The sequence below is a fragment of the Cytobacillus kochii genome (assembly GCF_044790165.1).
In the GTDB taxonomy this organism is placed as follows: domain Bacteria; phylum Bacillota; class Bacilli; order Bacillales; family Cytobacillaceae; genus Cytobacillus; species Cytobacillus kochii.
Map to the genome: position 1 here is coordinate 588305 of NZ_CP085254.1, position 18892 is coordinate 607196.

Annotated in this window: 13 protein-coding genes; 11 read left to right on the top strand and 2 right to left on the bottom strand. The window is 38.6% G+C overall.

What is annotated here, in order from left to right; all coding sequences use genetic code 11:
• Positions 1 to 69 precede the first annotated feature (69 nt).
• The 5 genes from LG276_RS03215 to LG276_RS03235 all read left to right on the top strand — a co-directional run bounded on the left by LG276_RS03215 (position 70) and on the right by LG276_RS03235 (position 7200).
• Entirely contained in the window at positions 70 to 756 is a 687-nt protein-coding gene (locus tag LG276_RS03215) for a heptaprenylglyceryl phosphate synthase (protein ID WP_404293415.1), read from the top strand.
• 72 nt (positions 757 to 828) lie between these two features.
• The gene (gene pcrA / locus LG276_RS03220; protein WP_281202884.1) at positions 829 to 3057 is read left to right on the top strand and encodes a DNA helicase PcrA; all 2229 of its coding nucleotides are present in this window, start codon (positions 829 to 831) and stop codon (positions 3055 to 3057) included.
• An 18-nt stretch (positions 3058 to 3075) separates the two neighbouring features.
• Positions 3076 to 5082 (top strand): NAD-dependent DNA ligase LigA, encoded by a 2007-nt coding sequence (gene ligA / locus LG276_RS03225; protein WP_404293417.1) that lies wholly within the window; start codon positions 3076 to 3078, stop codon positions 5080 to 5082.
• 12 nt (positions 5083 to 5094) lie between these two features.
• A complete protein-coding gene (locus tag LG276_RS03230; protein ID WP_224939026.1) occupies positions 5095 to 6270 on the top strand; it encodes a CamS family sex pheromone protein in 1176 nt (391 codons plus the stop codon).
• A gap of 468 nt (positions 6271 to 6738) precedes the next feature.
• Positions 6739 to 7200 (top strand): SRPBCC domain-containing protein, encoded by a 462-nt coding sequence (locus LG276_RS03235; protein ID WP_404293420.1) that lies wholly within the window; start codon positions 6739 to 6741, stop codon positions 7198 to 7200.
• 78 nt (positions 7201 to 7278) lie between these two features.
• Here the strand turns inward: LG276_RS03235 and catA are convergent, their stop codons facing one another.
• Positions 7279 to 7929: a type A chloramphenicol O-acetyltransferase gene (catA, locus tag LG276_RS03240; RefSeq protein WP_404293424.1), complete on the bottom strand. Its 651-nt coding sequence runs from the start codon at positions 7927 to 7929 to the stop codon at positions 7279 to 7281.
• 229 nt (positions 7930 to 8158) lie between these two features.
• Positions 8159 to 8866, bottom strand: coding sequence for a class I SAM-dependent methyltransferase (locus LG276_RS03245; protein WP_404293427.1), 708 nt, complete (start codon positions 8864 to 8866; stop codon positions 8159 to 8161).
• A gap of 161 nt (positions 8867 to 9027) precedes the next feature.
• On the opposite strand from LG276_RS03245, the gene LG276_RS03250 reads away from it, so the two are divergent.
• From LG276_RS03250 to pruA, 6 genes are all read left to right on the top strand, one after another.
• Positions 9028 to 9258: a heterocycloanthracin/sonorensin family bacteriocin gene (locus tag LG276_RS03250; protein ID WP_095370703.1), complete on the top strand. Its 231-nt coding sequence runs from the start codon at positions 9028 to 9030 to the stop codon at positions 9256 to 9258.
• Positions 9259 to 9453: 195 nt separating this feature from the next.
• Positions 9454 to 11355, top strand: a complete 1902-nt coding sequence (locus LG276_RS03255; RefSeq protein ID WP_404293429.1) for a putative thiazole-containing bacteriocin maturation protein — start codon at positions 9454 to 9456, stop codon at positions 11353 to 11355.
• A complete protein-coding gene (locus LG276_RS03260; RefSeq protein ID WP_404293432.1) occupies positions 11355 to 13283 on the top strand; it encodes a TOMM precursor leader peptide-binding protein in 1929 nt (642 codons plus the stop codon). Before LG276_RS03255 ends, LG276_RS03260 begins: the two co-directional genes overlap by 1 nt.
• A gap of 24 nt (positions 13284 to 13307) precedes the next feature.
• A complete protein-coding gene (locus tag LG276_RS03265) occupies positions 13308 to 14816 on the top strand; it encodes a SagB family peptide dehydrogenase (protein WP_404293434.1) in 1509 nt (502 codons plus the stop codon).
• Between the two features lie 243 nt (positions 14817 to 15059).
• Complete coding sequence (locus tag LG276_RS03270) at positions 15060 to 16280, top strand: MFS transporter (RefSeq protein WP_281202887.1); 1221 nt, start codon at positions 15060 to 15062, stop codon at positions 16278 to 16280.
• A 284-nt stretch (positions 16281 to 16564) separates the two neighbouring features.
• Complete coding sequence (pruA, locus tag LG276_RS03275; RefSeq protein ID WP_341104564.1) at positions 16565 to 18112, top strand: L-glutamate gamma-semialdehyde dehydrogenase; 1548 nt, start codon at positions 16565 to 16567, stop codon at positions 18110 to 18112.
• Positions 18113 to 18892: the final 780 nt, after the last annotated feature.

An 18892-nucleotide genomic window follows, 5' to 3' on the forward strand; every position in this document is an offset into this window, starting at 1 on the left:
GTTTCCTTTTTGAAATGCTTCTCAAATGATATAATGATTGAATGGAAAGATAGAATGGAGGAACTATGTATGTATGATGTTCGCGCGTGGCACCATGCGTTTAAGCTTGACCCTAATAAATATATATCTGATGAAGATTTAGAGAAAGTGTGCGAGTCTGGCACGGACGCGATTATTATTGGGGGGACAGATGGCATTACGCTTGAGCGGGTGCTTGATCTTATGGGGCGTGTTCGTAGATATACAGTTCCATGTGTGTTAGAGGTTTCCACACTTGAGTCGATTACACCTGGGTATGATTTGTTTTTTATCCCGACGGTTTTAAATAGTAAAGATTCCAAATGGATTAATGGAATGCACCATCAAGCAGTTAAGGAATTTGGCGAGATCATGAATTGGGACGAGATTCTTATGCAAGGATATTGCGTGCTAAATGAAGATTGTAAAGTCGCTCAATTAACGAGTGCGGATACGAATTTAACGATAGAAGACGTCAAAGCCTATGCAATGATGGCGGAAAAAATGTTTCATTTACCGATTTTTTATCTGGAATATAGCGGTACTTACGGCAATGTAGAAATAGTGAAAGAAGTAAGTCGAACATTAGAAGAAACAATATTATTTTATGGTGGCGGGATTACCTCTGTGGAACAAGCAAGAGAAATGGGCGCTTATGCAGATGTAGTTGTCGTTGGAAATGTCGTTTATGATGATATTAAAATCGCATTAAAAACAGTAGAAGCTGTGAAACAATAAATCTTGATTAACCAAATTAATCAGGATAGACTAAAAACAGAACAAATGTTTGTATGGTGGTGAAGAAAAGGAATGCAATATTTATCTAATAAATTATTAAATGGTTTGAATAAGGAGCAGCAACAGGCTGTAAAGGCAACAGATGGTCCTTTGCTTATTATGGCTGGAGCAGGAAGTGGTAAGACGCGTGTACTTACCCATCGCATTGCTTATTTAATGGTAGAGAAGGGCGTGAATCCATATAATATTTTAGCAATCACTTTTACGAATAAGGCCGCAAGAGAAATGAGAGATCGTATTCGTGCGATGATGGGCGGTGTGGCTGAAGAAATCTGGATTTCTACTTTTCACTCTATGTGTGTGAGAATATTACGTCGTGATATTGATCGGATTGGATTCAATCGTAACTTCACAATATTAGATTCTACTGATCAGCAATCTGTTATTAAGAGTATCTTAAAAGAGCGGAATTTAGATCCGAAAAAGTTCGATCCTAGAGCAATTTTAGGGACGATTAGTTCTGCAAAAAATGAACTAATTGAACCAGAGGAATTCGCCAAGACTGCCGGTGATTATTTCTCCCAAGTGACAAGTGATGTGTATACAGATTATCAAAAACGTCTGCGAAAGAATCATGCATTAGACTTTGATGATCTTATTATGAAGACGATTCAATTATTTAATCGCGTCCCTGAGGTATTAGAATACTATCAACGTAAATTTCAGTATATCCATGTGGATGAATATCAAGATACGAATAGAGCGCAATACATGCTAGTAAAATTATTAGCGAATCGTTTCCAAAATATATGTGTGGTTGGAGACTCGGATCAATCTATTTATAGATGGCGCGGGGCAGATATTGCCAATATCTTATCCTTTGAAAAAGATTATGCACAAGCACAAGTCATTTTGCTAGAACAAAACTATCGATCCACGCAAAGAATTTTAAACGCAGCTAACGGCGTCATTGATAAAAACATGAATCGCAAAGCGAAAAACTTATGGACGGAAAATCCTGAAGGAAATAAAATTCAGTATTATCGTGCAGACAGTGAGCAAGGCGAAGGACAATTTGTCGTAAGTAAAATTAAAGAATTAGCGCAAAGTCAGAATCGCAAGCTTGCCGATTTTGCTATTCTATATCGTACAAATGCCCAATCCCGGGTCATGGAGGAAATGCTATTAAAATCGAATATTGAATATGCGATTGTTGGCGGAATTAAGTTCTATGATCGTAAAGAAATTAAAGATGTATTGGCTTATTTACGATTAATTGCCAACCCTGATGATGATATAAGTCTACAGCGGGTGATTAATGTGCCTAAAAGAGGGATTGGTTCTGGATCAGTTGATAAGATTGCTAATTTTGCAACCATGCATGATATGACAATGTTTGAAGCACTTGAATCCATCGAATTAATTGGCTTAAGCCCAAAAATCACAAAATCTGCTATAGAGTTTCGTGATTTAGTAAAGAATTATACACAAATGCAAGAATACTTATCTGTGACAGAATTGGTAGAGGAACTGTTAGACAAGTCAGGCTATCGTGACATGTTAAAAGCGGAGAAATCTATCGAGTCTCAAAGTCGTTTGGAAAACTTAGATGAGTTTCTATCTGTAACGAAGAATTTTGAAGATGCGTCCGAAGATAAAACACTTGTTGCCTTCTTAACAGATTTGGCGCTTGTTGCCGATATTGATAAGTTGGATGATGACGGTGAGAAAGCGGATGCAGTTGTATTAATGACGCTTCACTCTGCAAAGGGATTAGAATTTCCAGTTGTCTTTTTAATGGGTATGGAGGAAGGTGTATTCCCTCATAGTCGTTCATTAATGGAAGAAGCAGAAATGGAAGAGGAACGTCGACTTGCTTATGTAGGGATTACGAGAGCAGAAGAGCAGTTATTTATAACAAATGCGCAAATGCGTACACTATTTGGCCGTACAAACATGAACCCACCGTCCAGATTTATTCAGGAAATTCCGGCTGATTTATTAGAAGGATTAGAGCCAAAAGCAAAACCTCTTAATCGAGGTCAGTCCACGTTTAATGGTCCTTCAGGAAATCGTATGCAACCTGCTCGTAAAGCAGTTGTTCGTCCAGCTGTACAAAATACAGGTGGTAGCGGGATGAATTGGATAGTTGGAGATAAAGCTGTGCATGGTAAATGGGGTACTGGAACAGTTGTAAGTGTCAAAGGTGAAGGTGATGGAATGGAGCTTGATATTGCTTTTCCAAAGCCAGTAGGTATTAAAAGATTACTTGCTAAATTTGCCCCGATTTCGAAAGGTTAAAGGAAAGGGTTGAACGTCTTGGAGGAAAAGAAGGTAGAACAAAGGGTCAAGGATTTGCAAAATCTCCTTAATCAATATAATTATGAATATCATGTACTTGATCAACCATCTGTGCCTGATGCAGAATATGACCAGCTTCTTCATGAGCTAATTGCACTTGAAGAGCAACATCCAGAGTTGAAAACAGAAGATTCCCCAACGCATCGGGTCGGTGGGCAAGTATTAGATATGTTTGAAAAAGTTGAACATCGCACGCCGATGCTCAGTTTAGCCAATGCATTTAATGAGCAAGACTTAAGGGATTTTGACCGTCGTGTTCGCCAGGCAGTGGGTGAGCATATCTCATATGTCTGCGAGTTAAAGATTGATGGACTGGCTGTCTCTCTTCGCTATGAAGATGGATTGTTTGCAATCGGAGCAACGCGTGGAGATGGCTCCATTGGTGAAAACATTACCGTTAACCTTCGCACCATTCGTTCCATTCCTCTGCGGGTAAAGGAAACGGTAACCTTTGAAGTACGCGGAGAGGCGTTCATGCCAAGGAAATCGTTCTTAAGTTTAAATAAAGGAAAAGAAGAACGAGGTGAGGAACCCTTTGCGAACCCTCGAAATGCTGCTGCGGGTTCACTTAGGCAATTAGATCCCAAAATCGCTGCATCAAGAAATTTAGATATATTCGTTTATGCTATGGCTGACGAGGGGAAAACGGGTATTCGTTCTCATAGTGAAGGTCTGGACTTTCTTGACTCTCAGGGGTTTAAAACGAACAAAGAGCGCCAGAAGTGTAAAAATATAGATGAGGTCATCCAATATATCGAGAAATGGACAGAAAACCGACCAGACTTATCGTATGATATTGATGGAATCGTTATTAAAGTCGATTCATATGACCAACAGGATGAACTCGGGACAACAGCAAAGAGTCCGAGATGGGCGATTGCCTATAAGTTTCCTGCTGAAGAAGTAGTCACGCAGTTAAAAGATATTGAATTAAGTATTGGGCGCACCGGTGTTGTAACGCCAACAGCATTACTTGAACCTGTTAGAGTGGCTGGTACTACCGTACAACGTGCATCCCTTCATAATGAAGACCTTATTCGTGAAAAGGATATTAAGCTAGGTGATTACGTTGTGATTAAGAAAGCAGGCGACATCATCCCTGAAGTTGTCAATGTATTACCTGAAAGAAGAACGGGAGAAGAAGTTGATTTTCATATGCCAACTCATTGCCCGGCATGTGAAAGTGAGCTTGTACGTTTAGAGGAAGAAGTTGCACTTCGTTGTATTAATCCGAAATGTCCTGCGCAAATAAGAGAGGGGCTTATTCATTTTGTCTCACGAAATGCGATGAATATTGACGGGCTAGGGGAAAAAGTAATTAGCCAATTATTTGCAGAAAAGTTAATTGAAGATGTGGCAGATATTTATCATCTAACGTATGAACAGCTTATTCAATTAGAGAGAATGGGCGAAAAATCTGTTAACAACTTGCTAAAGGCCATTGAAGTCTCTAAGGATAATTCTTTAGAAAAATTATTATTTGGATTAGGGATCCGTCATGTGGGGGCGAAAGCGGCAAAAACGCTTGCGCAAACATTTGGAGAGATGGGTAAAATCCAGCAGGCAACCATGGATGATTTTATTAGCATTAATGAAATAGGCGATAAAATGGCTGATGCACTCGTCACATATTTTGAACAAGAAGAAGTAACATCTCTCATTCAAGAGTTACAAGATGTTGGAGTGAATCTGACTTATAAGGGACCAAAACCTGTAAATATAGCGGAATCTGATTCTTTTTTTGCTGGTAAAACCATTGTGTTAACGGGTAAATTAGAACAGCTTGCTAGAAATGAAGCAAAGGAAAAGATTGAAGCTCTAGGAGGCAAGGTCTCTGGCAGTGTAAGTAAGAAAACAGATTTAGTCATTGCCGGAGAAGACGCAGGCTCTAAATTAACCAAAGCTCAGGAATTAGGTATTACTATTTGGGACGAGGAAAAATTGATTGAGGAATTAAATTCGTAAGAGGTGAAAATCGTGAAAAAACTCATGGCAGTGTCGCTGTCATTCGTTCTTTTACTCGCCGGTTGTGCACCTAGTTTTAACCAGCAAGAAGAGGTTGTGCAAAATGAAAATGAGAGCAGCGAAGAAGAACAGGCGATCATACCAAACTTTAAAATATCCGATTCGTACTATCGGACAATCCTACCTTTTAAGCCAAGTGAGTCACGCGGTTTAGTCGTTAATAATGTTAATACAAAATATGATATTAATGAATTCGAAACAGGTTTAATGAGAGTTGCTCAGAACCATTTTGATACGGAAAAGTTCTTCTTCCAAGAAGGACAATACCTTGATAAAACCACGATTTCATCATGGTTAAGTCGCCAATATACGAAAGAACAATTAGAAGAAAAAGATATGACGGAGGAAGAAAATCTCGGTCTAAACCCTGTCGATGATGGTAAAGGGACTAAAGAAGAAAGAAACGCCCGTGCACCTCTTTATTTAGCCCATATTTTAGAACATAACTATCTTGTAAAAGATGGCGATAATAAGGTGAAACTTGGCGGTGTCGTGATTGGTTTGGCACTTAATTCCGTCCATTATTATCAAAAAGAAGCCTACGGTGCCACGTATGAAGAAGATATTTCTCATAGTAAAGTAGAAGCAGAAGGCAAAAAGATGGCTGAGGAAATTATAAAGAGATTAAGACAACAAGAAGGCCTTGAGAACGTACCGATTACCATTGCGCTATTTGAACAATCGGAAAGAACGTCTGTCGTTCCAGGAAACTTCTTCGCCTATGCGCATGCCGCTGAGGGGAGTAATCAGCTAAGTGGTTGGGAAGATGTAAAAGAAGACTATATTTTATTCCCATCTAATACAGCCGAAGAGAAGTATCGTGAAGACTATACGAATTTCTTGAATTTCAAGCAAGATGTTGAAAAATATTTCCCTAATTTTAATGGTGTCATTGGAAAAGGTTTCTATATTGGGGATCAATTGCAACAGCTAAATATAGATATACCTATACAATTTTACGGTAAGTCAGAAAGTGTTGGATTCACCCAATATGTAACCAGCAAAGTCGTTAGTATGTTTCCAGAATACATCTCTGTCCAAGTAAGCGTCACATCAGTCAACGGACCAGAATCATTAATCGTCCGAAACGCAAACGAAGCCGAACCATTTGTTCATATTTATCAATAAAACGAAAAAACGCCGCTACTTTTAAGCGTCGTTTTTTTATTTACAATGGGATTAGGTTGGTTGGAACAAAAAGACAAGGATTAAGTGCCCAACATACTGTCTTTTCGAAGATTTTTAGAGAGTACTCTAAAGGTAGCGGGACGAATTCCGCCTGCAACTAGGTATTATTCCGACAGTGACAACGAATGATTTTGCCTGTGCACTTGTACATCCCGCGTAAATCGGTCCAACGGCGAAAGCAATCGAAGAAATCAGTAAGCATCCCATGCTCTCTAAAATTCTTCATAATCGTACGTTAAACTTGTATTGAAACTTACCCATCTATCAAAAGCGTCATTATGATCAAATAGGTCAGATTAGCTGAAGAAGGAGTAATCTATGCTTCCGTAGAAGAAATAGTGGAACTAAGGTTATTTGTGATATCAACATTTATTGCACAAAAAATGATAGACCGAAGGAGGTTTTGATATGGAAAATAGAACAGATACAGCTTCAAGAGTGATCATGGCAAAATCACACACGATTTATGAGGCATTTCTCCATCCGAAAGCTTTAGTATCATGGCTCCCACCTAAAGGAATGTCAGGTTATGTTGAAGATTTTGAACCGTGGGAAGAGGGAACTTACAAAATGACACTCTTCTATGGAGGAAACCAACCCTCATATGGAAAAACTACTGAGAACAGTGATGTGTATCAAGGGAAATTTTTAGAATTAGTTCCCGATAAAAAGATAATACAACTAGTAATATTTGACTCAGAATCCCCCGAATTCACTGGTGAAATGAAACAGACATGGCTATTTGAACCTCTTGCAAAAGGAACAAAAGTCACCATTATATGTGAAAATGTCCCTAAAGGAATAAACAAGGAAGATCATGATATAGGTTTACAATCAACATTAGAAAATCTAGCTCTATTTGTGGAATAATTTTTAGGTATTTGCCTATGACCTTTACTTTAAAAAAAGCACCGACTAAATTGATGTAGTCGGTGGATAATTTCTCATTCACTTAAGCATTTGTTTAGGATTTTGAACAAGGCGCTGAAATGTGTCCATAAAAAGAGCGGTGTGATAACCGTCACAGACAGCATGATGAACCTGTAGAGAAAGTGGTAAATAAATATTTCCCTTCTTATTGAAAAATTTACCCGCAGTAACTATTGGCAGGAGGTAATTTGGATTTGTATTAATATTTAAGTTAAATCCAGTGAAAGTAGTCCATGGAATCATAGATATATTAACGACATTTTCAGGTACGGGTGCTTTAGGAAACAATTTTCCTGTACCAGTATATAACTCAGTATCGGTCACATAATCCATGTGGAACCTTTCAAAGCCTTCATCGATATCGGTGAAAATAGCGGAAAATAACGCTGACTCCTTGTCAAAAATCGTATACATAGGAATCACTCTGTTCCAGTATCCTAACTCACCTTTAGCAGTAACATTCATTCTAAAATGTTTATTTGTATTGACAACTTGTGTAATTAAAAAAATAAAAGCAGGATAAAATTGATATCCTTTTTCTTTAGTAAATTGGTATAGCTCAGTAATATCAATGTTATTAGTGATACTAAAGCTAGTTTGTTGGTTTAAGAAATGATTGAAAACCTCTTTACGTTCCCAATTATTTATGTCGATTTTAGTGAATTTCATCTTTTAATGCCTCCTAAAATATATTCTGATTTTAGGAGGCTATAAGAACTGCTTTTTTCATTGGTCCCATTCCTTTAGTTTATTTAAATAATCCTAACATATGTAATATGCTTTAGCACCTAAATATATGCAATCTATGTTCTTGTTTGAAAAAAGGAGGTAGCCACCCGATGGAACTCCTATTACCAATGAGATCATGTGTATCACGGGTGGGTGGATAATAATTTGTTTATTTTCCACATGCAAATATCCGGTAGCCCAATAGCTCATTATATTTCAATAATAGGTTAAAATGTTCGGTCATTACGGTATAAAGCTCTGGTTCAATGTGCTTTGAATAAAGAAAATCAGGGTTGGGATTGTATTGGAGCATCGACTGATTTTGACCACTTACGCGAATGTTCGTAAATCCTGCCCCTTCAAATAAACGGTGCCATTCTGCTTCGGTGAGGACAGAGTTGATCCCATAGAATCGGTTGATTTCATCTGCTATCCATGGAGGGAGTGAGACATTGGCAGTAAACTCATTAGAAATGAACCGCCCCCCCTTTTTTAATAAACGAAAAATCTCTTTAAGCGCTTTCGGTTGATTGACAAAAGTAAGGACTGATTCGCACATAATTAAATCAAATTTCTCATCTTCAAATGGGAGTGCCTCGATAGAACCTTGGAAAATACGTACTGGAAGTTTAGCTTCTTTCATTCTATGGGTTGCTTTTTCCACCATAATCGGATTAATATCAACCCCAGTTACGTTTGCTCCTGAATTAGTAGCCAAAAAGGCGGCTGTTTGGCCGGTTCCGCAGCCTACATCTAAAATTTGCGACGTAGCGTCTAATTCTTCATTCATAAGAAGCGCCTTTGTTAATTCAAAACCACCCGGGTGCGCTCCTCCAACACCAAACTTTGATAAGAAATCTAAATAAATGGGAACCACCTCCTTTTGTATTTCTATAAGGTATGAAAAAAACAAATTTAATGTTCTTTGCCAAATGGGCTTTTACATCAGTAACAACTACCTAAAAACATCATAGTTTGTTACAGAGAGCGGTTTTAGACTCTCTTTCTACGGACTAAACCTAAAAAGGGGAAGAAAAAATGCAAAATTTTCAAAATGAACTTCAATCACTTGGAATGGATCAATATCAGGTGGGTGAATTAACACCTATTCAATATCAAGCACCAGTACCAGTTCAATTTAATGATATGCGTCGCTGTGGCGGCTGTGGTGGTTGCGGAGGTTGTGGTGGTTTTCGCTGTGGTGGTTGTGGCGGTTTTAGATGTGCAGGCTGTTTTGGTTGTTTTGGTTGCTTCGGGTTCTTTATTTAACAATTCCTTTTTTAAAGGCAAGTGTCAGTGTAAGTTACCTTCGTTCTCTCGTCACAAAATGAATAATGAAGCGTGTGTATACACTCTGCAAGTCCCTATGTTAGGGGCTTCTTTTTCGTTATTCATAATGGACAAATACAAATACATAAATTATAAGGAATATTTAATGAATGCTCAGATCGAAGGAGGGGCTACATGACGAAATTGAAAGCAACCTCACGTCTCAAAGTGAAGAATGATACATTTTATCTACCAGACCCAAAGGGAGGCGTCTATTTTAGGAATAACGCCAGTTCATTTTGGATGGATGGAGGCACTATTTATCAATGGATTGAAAAGCTGATACCTATGTTTAATGGAAATCATACTTTGGAAGAACTCACTGCGGGTTTGACCACTCCCTATCGAAACAGAGTATATGAAATTGGTGAGGCTTTACTTACGAAAGGTTATGTTAGAGATACGAGTCAAGATCAATCACACCAATTACCCGCAAGTGTTCTAGAAAAATACGCTTCACAAATTGAATTCATTGAGAGTTTTGTTGATTCAGGTGCGTATCGTTTTCAAACGTATCGCCAAGCAAAGGTATTAGTGATGGGATCTGGTTCTCTATTCGTTTCGCTGACATCTGCATTGTTGGAATCAGGGCTACCAACCTTTCATGTGATGATGACAGAAGCAGTCCCAACAGACCATGAGCGGATTAATGAAATAGTGAATCATGCCAAAAAGGATGATCCTACCGTGAAAGTGGAGGAAATTCCTTACAGTAAGAATTGGAGAGAAGTAGTACAGTCATTTGATTGGATATTATATGTTTCCCAAAATGCAGATATAGACGAAGTGAAGGAGATTAATCAGGTTTGTAAAGAAGAAAAGAAAGCCTTCCTTCCTGCCTTATATCTAAAGCAGGTGGGAATGGCAGGGCCTGTAGTTGATTCAGAAACAGAGGGATGCTGGGAATCTGCATGGCGTCGAATGCATGAGGCAATATTGGAACAAGAACGTAAGCAACAGCCCTATTCTTCGACCGCAGGTGCTTTATTGGCGAATATTATTGTTTTTGAGTTTTTTAAGCAGGTGACAGGAGCAATTGATAAGAAAGAAAACAATCAATTCTATTTGCTAAATCTTGAAAGTTTGCAAGGTGAATGGATTTCGTACTATTCACATCCATTAGTTGAAAATCTTACATTTAAACCTGAACTTGTCTATGATTTAAACAACCGACTTCTGAGAGAGAATACGGAACAGCCCAACGCAAACAATCTTTTAGAATATTTTAGTTTATTAACTGCTAAAGAAACAGGGATTCTTCATATTTGGGAAGAAAAGGACTTAACACAGCTTCCGCTTTCACAATGTTATGTTCAAGCAGTAAATCCATTGGCAAAAGGACCGGCTACTCTTTTGAAGAAGGCTTTATGCTCGGGTCTAACACATGAAGAAGCAAGAAGGGAAGCAGGGCTTACTGGACTGGAGATGTATGTTTCACAAATGGTGAAAGGTAGAATAAGTGGATTTATGGGTATTGGTGCTGGTGAATGCCTTGCAGAAGCAGTTTGTCGTGGGCTACAAGGGTATTTAGAAGAGGAAAGGAGAGGTCTTCCAGTTGACCAGCAACAATCGCTGTTACCTGTAAATCTTGAGGAGATAGAGGATCGTAGTTGTAGATATTATTTACAGTCACTGACCACCTTAAATGGTCCACCCACTATCCGTATGGGAAATGAAATATTAGGCTTTCCTGTTATATGCATAGAGTCAAATGGCTTTAAATACATTAGTTCTGGTTTAAATATCACACTAGCACTAAGTCACGCTTTGCAAAAAGCACTATTGAATGTACAAAATGAGGCAACAATCCGTGAGGGGGAGAAAATGAACTCTCATGATGGTATAAGAGGGAAAGAAGCAAAACTAAACATTCCTTCATGTGAGCATATGACAAAAACGGAGTTATTACAATCTGCTATCTACAAATTAAAAGAGGGTCATAAAGAGATCGTTGTTTACGATCTTTCTTTTGAACCATTTTTAAGAAAAGAGTTAGCTGGGGTTTATGGTGTACAGATTTGTAAGGAGGTACGCTAATGATTGTCATCGTCGGTAATGGTAAACTGGCCGATTTTGTCTATAGGCAATTGTCTAGTAATTATACAGTCGCACGGCAAGATCTATTAACGGATTTTCCTGAAGATACAACATTGGCGCTCGTATTGCATGATAATTGGCAGCCCTCCGTTCATCAACAAGCAGAAGAAAAATTCAGAAAGGAAAATATTCCATGGCTCCGTGGCTTTGTTTCTTTTGGTGAGGGAATTATTGGTCCATTTGTACAACCGGGAAAACGGGGATGTTCACGTTGCGCCGACGTAAGGCGCATCATAGCAGGTACAGATTCTAAAGAAATGTGGGGGCTATATTATAAATTATCAGGAGAAAGTCGCCCGCAAGACGCATGGGCATCACGAACGGGTCTTTGGCAAATGACAACTTTATTATGTACAGAAGTGGATTATATTCTTCAAGGAGAGACCGATCATTTAGAAAATCAACTGTTCATTACAAATCTTAAAACGTTCATGCATTCATCTCATCATTTTTCCTTTGACCCAATGTGCCCAATATGTGGGGACATTCCAGAAGATACAGCGGAATTAGCGGAAATTAAGTTGCAATCTAGTCCGAAAATTCAAGGTGCTGGTTATCGCTGTCGTTCAATTGAAGAATTAGAAACCGTGCTATTAAGAGATTATTACGATCATCGGACGGGAGTAATCAATGGAAAAATACAGGATTGGACACTTCCCTTTGCGGATGTTCTTATGAATATGCCACTGTTTGGTGCAAGCGAGGGAGTGGCTGGAAGATCTAACTCTTATCGAATGAGTGAGTTAACAGCTATTTTGGAAGGTTTAGAACGATATTGCGGTATCGAGCCTAGGGGAAAAAGAAGGGTTGTACGAGGAAGTTATCTAGATGTTATGGATCAAGCCTTAAACCCTTCAACTGTTGGTTTACACTCACCTGAGTATTATGAGAATCCTCATTTTCCGTATCAATCATTCGAACCTAATAAACCAATGAATTGGGTTTGGGGTTATTCATTCTTACAAGAACGATCTATTCTTGTCCCAGAATTACTTGCTTATTACAGTTTAGGTTGTGGGGAAGGTTTTGTTTATGAGACTTCAAACGGATGTGCAATCGGAGGTAGCCTGGAGGAAGCTATTTTTCATGGAGTAATGGAAGTCGTTGAGCGAGATTCCTTTTTACTCACTTGGTATGCGAAACTGCCATTGCCACGTCTTGATTTAAGTTCTGCAGATGACAAGGAATTGCACTTAATGGTTGATCGGGTACGTGAGGTGGCAGGGTACGATCTTCATTTTTACAATTCGACGATGGAACATGGTATCCCAAGTGTGTGGGCAGTAGCAAAAAATAGAAGAGAAACAGGTGTAAATATTATTTGTGCTGCAGGTGCTCATATGGACCCAGTAAGGGCTGTCAAAAGTGCCATCTATGAGCTAGCGGGCATGATGTTTGTTCATGATGAGAAATTAGCAACAAATAGGCAGAAATACGAGGAGATGCTTGAAGATCCGTTTAAAGTAAGAACAATGGAGGATCATGGCATGTTGTACGGTCTACCCGAGGCGGAAGAATACCTAACGTTTATTTTGAATAATCAAGGGCCATTACGTACATTTGCTGAAGAATTCAAGAAGCCACCAGTATACAACGATTTGAAAGATGACCTTCACGAAGTTCTTCAGACGTTCCGTGAAAATAATCTAGAAGTGATTGTCGTTGACCAAACAACACCAATTATTCAAGAGAATGGATTGTATTGTGTGAAGGTCATTATTCCTGGGATGTTGCCAATGACATTTGGTCATCACCTGACACGGGTGAAAGGATTAGATAGAGTACTAAAGGTGCCAAAGCAGCTAGGGTATAGGAAGAAGCACTTATCGTATGAAGAGCTGAACCCACTTCCTCACCCGTTTCCATAATGGAAGGAGAGGAGGATGAAAGAATTGGAGTTAGATACATTTATACACAATCTCCACTTTGATACAGAGAAACTTGCTCCACCCGATTGGCAGGTCGATTGGGAAGGGGCCCCCCTTCCGTATAAATTGTACCGTGGGTTACCAGCTATTCCGTTAAACGCTAATGTACCTTCAACCCTTCACCAAAATCTAATGCCTACATTGAAGGAGATTGGGCATTTGCTATGGTATACCTATGGAATAACTCAATATGTCCGTCTCCCTCATGACACTCAATCATTGCGGAGATATGTTCCCTCCGGTGGGGCGCTTTATCCTAATGAAATATATGTATATATGAAACTTGAAGATGCTAAAACAGGCATCTACCATTATGATGTTGCTCATCACCGCCTCATTTTGTTACGGGAAGGAAATTTTGATACATTCGTTTCCAAAAGTTTGGGGACAGTGATTGAAGATTGTTTTTGCACTGTTTTTATTTCCACCTTCTTTTGGAAAAATTTTTATAAATACAATCATTTTTCTTATCGATTACAGGGACTAGATACTGGGGTGCTCATTGGACAATTATTAGAAGTAGCTGATCAATTAGATTACAATACGAAAGTTTGCTATCAATTTTTAGACCGAGCAATGAATCATCTACTAGGTCTATCTGAAGAAGACGAAAGTGTCTACGCAGTCATTCCGATATCAACTGAAGCCATTGTCCATACGACTAAAGAAATGGTGTCCTCCCATACATTGTGCGCCGAAATAGCGCAATTAGGTCACCTACCTCATAACCTGTCAAAGACCATGGACTATCCGTTACTCAGAAAGCTCAATGAAGCTGCCATGTTTGATTCATCAGCGTCTTTTAGAAAGGTAAGGCGCCAAGGTGAAACATTCACTTCTGGTACTGATATAACCTTGCCAAATACACAAAACTATTCATATGATTTCTCATCGATTTGTAAGAAACGGTATTCTCCAGACGCAGACTTTATGATGGGGGAAATAAGGCAAGCGACTCTAGCAACCTTGTTAAAGGAGACATGTTCCTTCTCTTATCATCACGATCTTGATGATACAGACGGCCATGTTGCTGCGCGCGTAGCTTTATACGGAAGCCTATACAATGTGGAGGGGATACCGAATGGGGCTTATGCTTATGACAATGAAAATCATATGCTTCGTCTAATGAAAGAAGGTGATTATCGTCCGCTTTTACATTCAAGCTTAGTGATGCCTAATGTTAATTTATATCAAGTGCCGCTTTGTATGCATGTAATAGGGGATAAAAGCCATTATAAAGATTCATTGGGTTACCGAGGATACCGTATTCAACAGATGGAGGCAGGCCTACTAACACAACGATTACTCTTGCATGCGTCTGCTTTAGATTTGGGAGGGCATTCACTACTGGGGTATTCTGTCAGTCAATGCGATCAACTCTATGGACTCGCTTCTAAAGGGAAAACGAGCTTAATTCAAATTCCAGTTGGCATGCACCGGCCTCGTGCTTGGTTGAAAGGAGGATTACGTTGATGTAGTTCACTCATCAATAACGTACCCTCTCAAATTCTTGGTTATGAAAACAAGCCTTCTAACTCAGCTTAGAAGGCTTTATCAAGTATTAGTTTGCCAAATATCTCTCTTGTCTTCTTTTCTTACCCTTTTAAACCACAATCATCTATAAAAAAGTATTTTCTATTAAAAAAAAAGCTTGCATCTCACGTTACGTTATCTTCTATGATTGGGTGTAGATAGAAGGAGAGAGGCAGGGTATGAATGGAACAACGATATTCTTTAATGAGAAACACCCCTTTTATTTTCTTATTTATAGGTAGCTTTTTGGCGATTATTGGATTTAGTATGTTTTTCATGACAACTACTTGGTTTGTAATTTCAGATTTAGGGTCTGCTAGTTCACTAGGCATGATCCTCATTGCCATTACTGTACCTAGAGTAGTTATGATGGCATTTGGTGGAGTACTTGCTGATAAATATAAGAAGACGACCATTATGTTCACTACGAGTACCATCCAAGGTGTTTTACTCGTACTCATTTTTTTACTAAACAATGCAGGTCAATTAACATTTGTTTATTTGCTTATTTTGGGGTTCTTTTTTGGAACACTAGATGCTTTTTCTGGACCAGCCGGAACCTCATTAATTCCCAAGTTGGTACAAGTACACCAGATCAAACAAGCGAACGCAATCATTCAGGGATTAGGTCAAATTGGTTTTATTGTTGGTCCGATTATTTCTGGAAGTATCATGGAGTTCGCTGGCGTGACAACAGGTTATTTAGTTTCAGCCATTATTGTTCTGTTGTCTGCTTTCTTTATGTTTCCACCATTCTTAAAAGAAGGTCCAGTAGACAATACAGTCAAACAAACACCAATAAAAGATTTGATCGAAGGGTTTTCATATGTCAAAGCGAGCAAATTTTTGATCACAGGCATTCTTATTTTAATCACGTTAAATTTCTTTGCTTTTGGTGCGATTTCTATTGCGATTCCCATTTTAGTAGAGACGTACGGAGGTTCACCAATCAATCTTAGTTACATTGAATCAGCATTAGGAGTGGGGATGTTAGTTAGTACTGCTATTATTGGGATGGTTAAAATACGCCGTAGGGGGTTCACTTCTATTGTTGGTCTAATTGCAACACTAATGGTTGCGATAGCATTTAGCCAAATTCCCAATTTGTATATATTGACAGCTTTAGCTTTCTTTATTGGATTTACGATGACATTTGTTTCTATTCCATTCTTCACTTCAGCACAAGAAGATACAGACCCAAGGATTATGGGAAGAGTGATGAGTATTGTTTTCTTAGCGATGAACGGCTTTGACCCGTTGGCTTATGCCACTGTCACTATACTCGTGTCCAAGGGAATTGATATCCAATTAGTCATTTTGTCCTTTTCTGTTATTGGATTAATCATTGCTCTAGTCACTTTATGGAAAGGAAAGACGTATAGAAATTACGAGTCAACTTATTAATGTATTTAAAACGAGAGACCACTTTAATATAAAAGAAGTGGTCTTTTGATCACTAGCATACTATTATGTATCAACTAGGTAGATCCTTGATCAATAGGAGAAAAAAATCAATTTAATAGAAACTTTATTATTTTTCTAAAAATAGTATTAGTAGAATCATTGCTGAATTTTCTCTAATTATGGTAGTATAATAATTGTTAGGGTTAATCTTTTCACAGTCTGAAATGTGCCAATTGTAGCAACATTTCAAAATGACTGATGTGAACTTATAGGAGGATGAAAAAATGGTACAATCTTATAAGCATGAGCCATTTACTGATTTTAGCGTTGAGCAAAACCGTGAAGGGTATTTAAAAGGTTTAGAAACGGTTAAAGGTTATTTAGGTCAAGATTATGATTTATTAATCGATGGAGAACGTATCTCTACTGAAGATAAAATCGTTTCTGTAAACCCAGCGAATAAAGAAGAAATCATTGGTCGCGTTTCAAAAGCGAACCAAGAGCTAGCTGAAAAAGCGATGCAAGCTGCAGTTAAAGCCTTCCAATCATGGAAGAAAGTGAAGCCAGAAACACGTGCAGATGTGTTATTTAAAGCAGCAGCCATCATTCGTAGACGTAAACATGAATTCTCTGCCTTATTGACAAAGGAAGCAGGGAAGCCATGGAATGAAGCAGATGCTGATACAGCTGAAGCGATTGATTTCTTAGAGTATTACGCGCGTCAAATGCTTGCAATTAAAGATGGTGTGCCTGTTAACAGTCGACCAAATGAATTTAATCGTTATGATTATATTCCTCTTGGCGTTGGTATCATCATTTCTCCTTGGAACTTCCCATTAGCGATTATGGCAGGTACAACCGTTGCTGCTATTGTTGCAGGGAATACCGTTCTATTAAAACCCGCTTCTACAACGCCAATTGTGGCTGCGAAATTCGTAGAAGTTATGGAAGAAGCCGGTCTACCAAAAGGTGTACTGAATTTTGTACCAGGAAGTGGCGCAGAAGTAGGTGACTATTTAGTAGATCACAAAGATACTCGTTTCGTATCATTTACAGGATCTCGTGATGTTGGCCTTCGTATTAACGAAAGAGCTTCAAAATTAAATGATGGTCAAATCTGGATTAAACGTGTCATTGCTGAAATGGGCGGTAAAGATACCATTGTTGTAGATAAAGAAGCAGATTTAGAGCTTGCTGCTCAATCAATCGTAGCTTCAGCCTTCGGTTTCTCTGGTCAAAAATGTTCTGCCTGTTCACGTGCAGTCATCGTTGAAGATGTTTATGACCAAGTGTTAAAGCGCGTAATTGAAATTACAAAAGAGAAACAAGCTGGTAATCCGGAAGACACAAGCAATTTTACAGGACCGGTTATTGACCAAGCTGCATATGATAAAATCATGAGTTATATTGAAATCGGTAAACAAGAAGGAAGATTAGTAGCTGGTGGAGAAGGCGATGACTCTAAAGGTTATTTCATTCAACCAACAGTGTTCGCTGATCTTGATCCAGAAGCTCGTCTCATGAAAGAAGAAATCTTCGGCCCAGTTGTCGGTTTCACAAAAGCAAAAGACTTCGACCATGCAATTGAAGTGGCAAACAACACGGAGTATGGTTTAACGGGTGCTGTTATTACAACCAACCGTGAACATATCCAAAAAGCACGTGAAGATTTCCATGTCGGAAACCTTTACTTCAACCGTGGTTGTACAGGGGCGATTGTCGGTTACCAACCATTTGGAGGATTCAATATGTCAGGAACAGACTCAAAAGCGGGTGGCCCTGACTACATCATGCTACACATGCAAGCAAAAACAACTTCTGAAATGTATTAATCTGTTTATTCAAAAGGTGCTCACCAAAATACGGTGAGTGCCTTTTTTTATCTACATACCTTTACCAAATCTACTGACAAAAGTTGAAGTAGTAGTGAGTGGATGACAAACATTACTCGACAATCCTTAGCCAGGGTGGTTATGAGTAGACTTTTACTGAAATCTGGTTGGATAGCTAGTATTAAAGAGTTTGCTCGGATAACATTGTGGGGAAACGGGAAGATAGCGGGGAAAGGGCGATTGCACGTGCAACTGTGCCGAAAACCGGGAAGATAGCGGAGCAAAAGAGGGGTTTCGCGTGCAACTCTGTTTGAAAATCGGAAAGATAGCGGAGGAAAGCGAGATAGTGCGTGCAACTCTACAGAAAAACGGAAAGCTGCCCGAGCAAAGCGAGTTTACCCATACAAATTGAAAGAAAAATAGCAAAGCAAAAGAGGGTTGCTGCGCTATCCTTAAAGGATTTCCTACAGTCAAAAGAGCAAAAACTTCAAGACTTCTCATTCTAAAACTTTATAAAGCAACTCGTCATTAGAATAGAACTAATACCAAACAAATGAAAGTTTTCTAGTTTGTCATTTTGAATGTTTTTCAATCTGTATTATAACAATTAAAATATTTATTGCCTTTGGAAACATTGGTATATCAATGGTTTTATCGTGTTTGTCGATATTTGTCGAAAATAATATCAGATTATTTTGAATAAAACAGTTCCAATAATGGATTGTCTGTTATATAATACAAATTGTTAAGAGGTTATTGTAATACAACAATAAAGACGGG

What these genes read in the sequence shown, in the direction of transcription:
- LG276_RS03215 (WP_404293415.1), top strand. Translation starts at nt 70, where the DNA reads ATGTATGATGTTCGCGCGTGGCACCATGCGTTTAAGCTTGACCCTAAT.
- pcrA (WP_281202884.1), top strand. Translation starts at nt 829, where the DNA reads ATGCAATATTTATCTAATAAATTATTAAATGGTTTGAATAAGGAGCAG.
- LG276_RS03235 (WP_404293420.1), top strand. Translation starts at nt 6,739, where the DNA reads ATGGAAAATAGAACAGATACAGCTTCAAGAGTGATCATGGCAAAATCA.
- catA (WP_404293424.1), bottom strand. Translation starts at nt 7,929, where the DNA reads ATGAAATTCACTAAAATCGACATAAATAATTGGGAACGTAAAGAGGTT.
- LG276_RS03250 (WP_095370703.1), top strand. Translation starts at nt 9,028, where the DNA reads ATGCAAAATTTTCAAAATGAACTTCAATCACTTGGAATGGATCAATAT.
- LG276_RS03255 (WP_404293429.1), top strand. Translation starts at nt 9,454, where the DNA reads ATGACGAAATTGAAAGCAACCTCACGTCTCAAAGTGAAGAATGATACA.
- LG276_RS03260 (WP_404293432.1), top strand. Translation starts at nt 11,355, where the DNA reads ATGATTGTCATCGTCGGTAATGGTAAACTGGCCGATTTTGTCTATAGG.
- LG276_RS03270 (WP_281202887.1), top strand. Translation starts at nt 15,060, where the DNA reads ATGGAACAACGATATTCTTTAATGAGAAACACCCCTTTTATTTTCTTA.
- pruA (WP_341104564.1), top strand. Translation starts at nt 16,565, where the DNA reads ATGGTACAATCTTATAAGCATGAGCCATTTACTGATTTTAGCGTTGAG.